Here is a 2,224-nt window from a genome sequence, read left to right as displayed (position 1 = left end):
GATCCACCTTGGTCATATGCTTGAGCATATCCAAGCGGACATTTGGGTTCGTTACCAACGCCTACGCGGCAACACTGTAAACTTCATCTGTGCTGACGATGCTCACGGCACGCCAATCATGCTTAAAGCGCAACAGATGGGTATTACTCCTGAAGAAATGATTGCCGCAGTTAGCGAAGAGCACCAAAAAGACTTCGCTGGATTTGATATCAGCTTTGATAACTACCACAGCACACACTCAGATGAGAACCGTGAGCTAGCGTCACACATTTATCTTGAGTTGAAGAAAAATGGCTTTATCTCTAGCCGAACTATCTCTCAGCTGTTCGATCCAGAAAAAGAGATGTTCTTACCGGACCGTTTCGTAAAAGGTACCTGTCCAAAATGTAAGTCTGAAGACCAGTACGGTGACAACTGTGACAACTGTGGTGAGACTTACAGCCCAACAGAACTGATCAATCCTAAATCTGCGGTTTCTGGTGCGACGCCAGTAATGAAAGATTCTGAGCACTTCTTCTTCGACCTGCCTCAGTTTGAAAGCATGCTAAAAGAGTGGACTCGCTCTGGCTCGCTACAAGCTGAAACAGCGAACAAAATGCAAGAATGGTTCGAATCTGGTTTGCAGCAATGGGATATCTCACGTGATGCGCCATACTTTGGCTTCGAAATCCCAGGAGAGAAGAACAAATTCTTCTACGTATGGCTAGACGCACCTATCGGCTACATGGGCTCTTTCAAAAATCTATGTGACAAGCGCGACGACCTAGATTTCGACGAGTACTGGAAGAAAGACAGCTCAGCAGAGCTGTACCACTTCATCGGTAAAGACATCGTTTACTTCCACAGCCTATTTTGGCCAGCAATGCTAGAAGGTTCCGGCTTCCGTAAACCAAACAACGTATTCGTACACGGTTACGTAACCGTAAACGGCGCGAAAATGTCGAAGTCTAAAGGTACGTTCGTAAAAGCAAGCACTTACCTAGAGCACCTAGACCCTGAGTGTCTACGTTACTACTACGCTGCGAAGCTAAACAGCCGTATCGATGATCTAGATCTTAACCTTGAAGACTTCACTCAGCGCGTAAACGCTGACGTTGTTAACAAGATCGTTAACCTGGCATCTCGTAACGCAGGTTTCATCGCGAAACGTTTTGAAGGCAAACTGTCTGACAACTTTGCAGAGCCTGAACTTTACAACGAATTTGTTGCTGCTGCTGACCGTATCGCTGAGCTTTACGAAACGCGTGAGTTTGGTCGTGCAATCCGTGAAATCACGGCATTGGCAGACAAAGCTAACCAATACGTTGATGAAAAAGCACCGTGGGTTGTAGCAAAAGAAGAAGGCAAAGATCAGGAACTACAAGACATCTGTTCTGTCGGTATCAACCTATTCCGCGTACTGATGACTTACCTGAAACCAGTAATGCCATCGCTAGCTGCACGTACTGAAGCGTTCCTAAACCAAGAGCTAACTTGGGAAAACATCGCTGATCCACTAACAGGCCACGAGATCACTAAGTTCAAAGCACTGTTCAACCGTATCGATCCGAAGAATGTTGAAGCGATGATCGAAGCGTCTAAAGAAGATGCGGCGGCAGAAATGGCGGCGAAAGAGAAAGCTGAAGCGGAAAAGAACAAGGCTAGCCAAACCGAGTTAGACAAAGAACCAATCGCTGAAGAGATTGAGTTCGATGCTTTTGCTGCAGTAGATATGCGTATCGCTCGCATCATCTCTTGTGAAGAAGTACCAAAAGCCAACAAACTGCTTAAGTTCCAATTGGACATCGGTGGTGAAACTCGTCAGGTGTTCTCTGGCATCAAGTCAGCTTACAAACCTGAAGAGCTAGAAGGCAAGCTAACGGTAATGGTAGCAAACCTAAAACCTCGTAAGATGAAGTTTGGTATGTCTGAAGGTATGATCCTAGCGGCAGGCCCTGGTGGTAGCGACCTGTGGATCCTTGAGCCACACGAAGGCGCTCAACCTGGCATGCGCGTAATGTAAGTTGTAGCTTTACGATCAAATTTAAAAAGTCCTCGCCAGTTCAGCGGGGACTTTTTTTGACTGAATTCACACTTTTGGGGAATTTATGCACCAAACTTGTACAGCATCTTTCCCATCACAAGCCTAACCTACTGTTTTAATAGAATTTAATTAGTGGCATCAAAACTGCTGTCTTCCTTGTTAGGTCCAAACACTAACAAGGAGTTGGTTATGTTTGTTTTG

At 45.7% G+C, this 2,224-nt stretch carries 1 protein-coding gene; it reads left to right on the top strand.

From position 1 onward, the window contains the following. Position 1: 1 nt before the first annotated feature. Positions 2-2,002, top strand: coding sequence for a methionine--tRNA ligase (gene metG, locus CAG68_RS21990; protein WP_337250521.1), 2,001 nt, complete (start codon positions 2-4; stop codon positions 2,000-2,002). The last annotated feature ends 222 nt before the right edge of the window (positions 2,003-2,224 follow it).

It is taken from the genome of Vibrio sp. V42_P2S4T144 (assembly GCF_009904715.1).
Taxonomy (GTDB): Bacteria; Pseudomonadota; Gammaproteobacteria; order Enterobacterales; family Vibrionaceae; genus Vibrio; species Vibrio alginolyticus.
This window is presented reverse-complemented; position numbering and strand designations above follow the sequence as displayed.